Below are 5,818 nucleotides of genomic sequence, written 5' to 3' on the forward strand. Positions count from 1 at the left end.
CAATAGGGGCATCGCGACCACAGCCCACCCAAATCTGGCATGTCTTCGGCTTCACTGCCAGCACAACTGATTCCCGCAGGATTCGCTGCCGAGTTGCTGATCGGAGCTTAATCGCAACTACATCGACACCCTTCTGTTTCCAGAGCAACTTGCCCATGGCGCTGTGTGTGGACTAAATGGGAGCCGTTGCCGCCTTTGACACCGGGAAACACCTAGCTCCCCCACGCCATCATGACCGCTGCCTTGGGTCAAAGGCATCACGCAGACCGTCACCGATGAAATTGATCGCCAGCACGGTACCCGCGATAGCAAGCCCTGGCGGGATCCAGAGCCACGGCATCTGCTGCAGCACAGTCAAAGACTGTGCTGCTTGCAGCATCGCTCCCCATGTTGCCTGCGGTGGTCGTACGCCTAGGCCTAGGAAGGACAGAGCCGCTTCAAGTAGGATCGCTGCCGCACACATTAGGGTGATCGTGACCGTGAGCGGTGGCAGTACTGAAGTGATCATGTGTCGGTACATGATTCCCAGTTGGCGTGCACCAACGGCCCGCGCGGCGAGGACAAAGTCAAGCTCTTTCGTAGACAAGGATACCTGTCTCACGATACGGCATGACAGAGGCCACTCGAACAACGCGATGACGACGATAATTGTAACGATACTGGGTCCAAGAATGGTGACCAGTAAGAGTATTACGAGCAGAGAGGGAAACGATAGGACAATATCAACCAGACGCATTATGACAGCGTCTACCCAGCCGCCAAACAGGCCTGCGAGCAGACCGAAGCTGGTTCCAATAACCGCGGCTGAGACTGCAGCGGCCACGCCTACGGTGAGAGAAACCCGGGCACCGAAAAGCAGTCGGCTAAGAACATCTCGTCCGACGGCGTCCGTACCGAACAAGTGTTCTGCACTTGGCGCTGCGCGTACGGCAGAGGTACTTATCGAATTGGGATCATGCGGTGCGATGATTGGGGCAAGAATAGCTAACACCGCTAGGACGCCGATGAACGCAATGCTACACATAGCCAAGCGGTGGCGAAGAAATCGCCTGACAGTCAACCACCGTGGCGACGAGGGAAGAATGTCGGTATGGCTCCTCGCACTTGACTCTGCACCCTGCACGACGTCTTGCGGCTCGGGCAACCCGGTGGATTGCAAGCCGATCATTGTTGCTAAACTCTCCTCACGGTTCATATTCGAATCCTTGGATCAAGTACCGCGGCCAACAGATCGGCTAGCAGATTGAACACCATTACGAGGACAGCGCTCATGAATACCATCGCGACGATGACTGGATAGTCTCGGCCACCGATAGCGGTGAACATCAGGTGGCCGAGTCCTGGCCACGAAAAGATCACTTCGATGATCACGAGACCAGTAAGTAAGAACGGGATCTGCAACGCAATGACCGTCGTTAGCGGAAGCAGAGCGTTTCGCAGTGCGTGTGTGACTGCTATGCTTAGTTGCGGCACGCCCTTAGCCTTAGCCGTAACCAAATAGTCTTGTCGTAGCACCTCAAGCATACCCTGGCGGGTGTACCGAACGTATGGCCCCATTAGATTGACGGCAAGCACTCCCGCGGGCAGCGCAAGATGGCGCGCAGTATCGGCCAAGGACGTGCCCTCTGCTGTCAGGGTCCGCATCCCGCCGGTTGGAAAGGCGCCGAGCCGGATGGCAAACACGTAGATGGCGATAAGGCCAAGGAAGAATATCGGAATCGAGACAGCGATCATGCTACCCGCTGACGATAGGTAGTCGAGCCAGGAGTTTTGCTTCAATGCGGCGAGCACACCGATGATGATCCCGACGACCAGTGCGATGATCAAGCCAGTTAGCGCTAGCAGGACGGATTGCCCGAGCCGGTCACCGATCATCTGCGTGACAGACACTCTCTGACGAAACGAGTAGCCGAGGTTTCCTTGGGACACTTCGCGTACCCAGGCAATGAACTGTACGGGTATCGGATCGTCTAGCCCTAGTTCGGCACGGCGCCGCGCTACAAATTCGGGCGAGGCAGCAATCTCTTCCGGACTCATCAGTGCCCGGACTGGGTCACCGGGCATCATCCTAACTAGAACAAACGAGATGGTCAAAATTCCGGCAAGTACAGGCACAGAGATGATAATCCGATGGGCAATGTAAGAAAGCATCACATTCCCCTTTTCAGCCGTACTGCGAATCTCACGTTTCGGGCACACATGGCCAAACAGCTCTCTCCCCGAGTTGGGATTCTTCGATAGTTTTTCGCTTGCGACCGCCGTGCAGACTCGTTTGTCAAAGATGGATCATGAGGGAATTGAGGGCTGGCGCGGCAACGTAGCGCTTACGTTCCGTTCCAGCCCGCGCCGCGTCGAACTGCGTGTGCGGTTCTCCCGCACACGACTCACCCACGTCGTTCACCGCCGCAAGACATGCCCCGGAAGAACTTGTCTCGTAGCACATGGAACCGTCGCCCGGGATCAGCCTTGGCGGCTCGGCAGAGCGCATGTTGTAACGTACGGACCGGATCCATCAGCACGGATCCCTTCGCGGCGGGACTGGCACGAGGCGCTCCCTGGCCCCTTCCTTCACAGGCTTCTGCGCATCGACGAAGCAGCGGTCCTTCCCTCAACGACGGTTCTGTTGTCCGCTCGGCTCAAGCAGTACTACGGTCGCCTCCGACGCCTACCCTGCACGCTGCCCACTTCCCAAGATCGTCGGTTATAGGGCACGAGTCTCCGGCGACAACTCACCGCAGGTCACCGGGAAGGGCCTCCCCAGTTCCCGCCGTCACCATCTGAACGTTCCGAGCCCCATATGCCGGGGCGTCCTTCACGGCTGCACATCCAGGATCTTCGCCGCTTCCATGGCCTTCACCCCGATTTCGAGACGCTCGGCACTCCCAGCACCCACACCAAACAAGGCAAGACCTCTAACGACGCCGCAGGCTTCGCTTCACGCTACGGACCCGCTCAGTCGCTCCCACCAAAGTGGCTTTCGACACTGGGCTTAGACGTCGGCCGTTCCCTCCCAAGCCGCCAGCCTGCTACCGGGCCTCCTGACAGCTACCCGAACCTGACCCACACCGACAGGCGACGACGAGTTGACAACTACAACATCTACACATGACGACCTCCAGTCCCCGCGGGGTGCCCGAAACAGATAGGCTAAAGAGAATTTGTCTTTCCAGCCGTTCCAAGAGATTGGTCGCTTGTGTTCCAGTAAAGTGATGTCAAGAGCGGAGGTGGCTGGTCCAGAACGGAATTCCGGGTCGAATGCTCGGGCACGTGCGATCCTGATGCACCGGCGCTCTCAGTGGGGCCGGCTCATCACGACGCACCACAATATTGCCTGAGTAGAAACCCCATCTGACAGTGCCAGTTGGGCATGATCTCTACCTGACCAAGACTCATGTACTCGTCAATCGGCCCCGACTGAAGGCGTTAGTCGGGCTTTCCGAGATCAGTCCACCCTATGGGCCAGTCTACTTGATGTTCCTACCTCGGATCTTTCAGGCAGCACTAGTTTTATTCAGTATGTTACACATCGGACTCGTCTGTGGTCAACGGTACGCGTTGACTCACCCTGGATGCCCGCGTAGGTGGAGTCGTTGACTCATCCGAAGATGCCCGCGTGTGAGCATCGGGGATGGAGCTGACGTTGGCTCCCCGGCGGCAGATCACGCAGGCTCAGTTGGCGAGGTGGCCGAAGGCGACGAAGTCTGAGAAGTCGGCGATCTTGGATGCGGTCTGTGCGGTGACGGGCTGGCATCGCGACCACGCTCGCAAGGCGATCCGGCGGGCGCTGGCTGACCGAGCCGGTGACGGCCCGCGGCCGCGGAAGGAGCGGGTCCCGGTTCGGGTCTATGGCCCCGACGCGGTCGAGTTGCTGACTCGGTGCTGGGCCGTGTTGGACGGGCCGACCGGGAAACGGCTGCGTCCGGCGTTGCCGGAGGTGCTGGCAAACCTGGGCCGTCACGGCCACCTCGACGGAGTGGATCCGGCGGTGATCGCCCAGGTTCTCGCGAAGTCGCCAGCCACGATCGATCGTCGCCTGGCCGGTGCCCGGGTGGGGCTGGTGGCCGGCAAGACGATCGCTCACACTCGTCCGGGTTCGATGCTCAAGGCGTCGATCCCGATGAAGACCTGGCGTGAGTGGAACGAGGCCGAGCCGGGGTTCGTGCAGATCGACCTGGTCGGCCACGAGGGCGGCGACAACAACGGCGAGTTCTGCTTCACCCTCGATGCGACCGATGTCGCCACCGGCTGGACCGAGGCGATCACCGTGCGGTCCAAAGGTGAGCGGATCGTCGCGGCCGTGCTGGAAGAGCTCTGGCTCCGGTTCCCGTTCCACATCGCCGGGATCCACTCCGACAACGGCTCGGAGTTCATCAACCACCACCTCGCCCGGTGGTGCCAGACCCGGCAGATCACCTTCACCCGTGGCCGAGCGAGTAACAAGAACGACCAGGCCCATGTCGAACAGAAGAACTGGTCCGTCGTGCGGCGCAGCGTCGGCTACTTCCGCTACGACACCCGACGCGAGCTCGCCCTGCTCAACCAGCTCTGGCAGCCGACGTCCCTACAGGTCAACCTCTTCCTGCCCCAGCAGAAACTGATCTCCAAGACCAGAACCGGTGCGATCGTACGCAAGCAGCACGACACCGCCACCACGCCCATGCGGCGACTGTTCGACCAGCACGACGACCTCGTCGACCAGCACGACCGCACCCGCCTCGAGACACTACTGCAGGCCACCGACCTCATCGCATTACGCCACGAGATCACCGACATCCAAGCCAACCTCATCGAACTCGCCCGCCGACGCGGCACCATCCAACCCAAAGCCAAGACCACCGCCGTCTACCTCAGCCGCCGAAAACTCACCCCTCCACAGCGGGCAAAACCCGATGAGTCAACGAACCACCACACGCGGGCATCTTGACATGAGTCAACTGGCGGTACGACGAGACTCACGAAATGCCCACGACACGCGCGCTCCGTCCCTCGCGTAGGGATGCCTACGTAACGGTGACGCTGCTACGGCATGGGAAGTGGATTGTCGACGAGATCTGTGCCGAGGTCACCAGCAGGTATGCGAAGATTTACGGGAAGGCGTCGAGAAGGATCAGGTCGAAGCCTGGACGATGCGGTCTCAGTGACGGACTGCTCGCGTCACAACGCGAGGCGCCGCTTGGTCGCGGCGGTGAAGCAGTCACCAGGTTCGAGCTGTCAGGTCGCGCAATGGCCCCGCAAGCCGCGTTCGCCGAAGTACTCCTACGAGCAGTCAAGGTGTTGCAGTACGACCACACCTTCAGTGGCGGGCGACGGCCCAGAACCACCATCCATCACCGACAACGAGGGCGCAGAGTAAGACCGAAACCCATCAGTAACCTCAGCACCGTCTCGGGCTCCTCCTCGACGTCGCACACCTTCCGATAGCTGCCGACACTAGTGGGTGGGAGTCCGAGTCACCCTCACGAGCACTTCCCGCTTGGGACACTCCCTCTCACCGCACAACCATCGACGGCCGTATCGGAGACACGCCTTCTCACCTTCCGTGCGGGAGCGGCAGACTGGGCTCACCTCGTCTCCATGCCGACCACCACCTGGCCAGTCAGCGGGATCCCCGGCCAGGCTCACGTCAGAACCCAATCCACCGCCCTGGTTTCGACGCCACTTCGTTAGCCTTAACGAAACCTCAACAGCGACCCGCCATGACGCGCACAACGAGGCTGCGCACCATTTCCCGACCCTTACTCTGACGCATCCAATGCGCCTTTCCACCTCGCTCACCAACGACATTCTTCAGCCAACGCAGCAGGTGGCGGTTTGAAGC

3 protein-coding genes are annotated in these 5,818 nt (G+C 60.1%); 1 reads left to right on the top strand and 2 read right to left on the bottom strand.

Annotation, left to right across the window (positions count from 1 at the left end; genetic code table 11):
* Window positions 1–229 precede the first annotated feature (229 nt).
* Entirely contained in the window at window positions 230–1,195 is a 966-nt protein-coding gene (locus tag ELR45_RS33065; protein ID WP_205857762.1) for an ABC transporter permease, read from the bottom strand.
* The gene (locus ELR45_RS33070; protein ID WP_129670085.1) at window positions 1,192–2,151 is read right to left on the bottom strand and encodes an ABC transporter permease; all 960 of its coding nucleotides are present in this window, start codon (window positions 2,149–2,151) and stop codon (window positions 1,192–1,194) included. Before ELR45_RS33070 ends, ELR45_RS33065 begins: the two co-directional genes overlap by 4 nt.
* 1,477 nt (window positions 2,152–3,628) lie before the next feature.
* On the opposite strand from ELR45_RS33070, the gene ELR45_RS33075 reads away from it, so the two are divergent.
* Window positions 3,629–4,924, top strand: coding sequence for an integrase catalytic domain-containing protein (locus ELR45_RS33075; RefSeq protein WP_129670086.1), 1,296 nt, complete (start codon window positions 3,629–3,631; stop codon window positions 4,922–4,924).
* Window positions 4,925–5,818 lie beyond the last annotated feature (894 nt).

This window comes from Phytoactinopolyspora endophytica (assembly GCF_004138495.1).
In the GTDB taxonomy this organism is placed as follows: Bacteria; Actinomycetota; Actinomycetes; order Jiangellales; family Jiangellaceae; genus Phytoactinopolyspora; species Phytoactinopolyspora endophytica.

Bases quoted from the DNA above. Each gene is read 5' to 3' on its own strand.
- ELR45_RS33065 (WP_205857762.1), bottom strand. From the start codon at position 1,195: ATGAACCGTGAGGAGAGTTTAGCAACAATGATCGGCTTGCAATCCACC.
- ELR45_RS33070 (WP_129670085.1), bottom strand. From the start codon at position 2,151: ATGCTTTCTTACATTGCCCATCGGATTATCATCTCTGTGCCTGTACTT.
- ELR45_RS33075 (WP_129670086.1), top strand. From the start codon at position 3,629: ATGGAGCTGACGTTGGCTCCCCGGCGGCAGATCACGCAGGCTCAGTTG.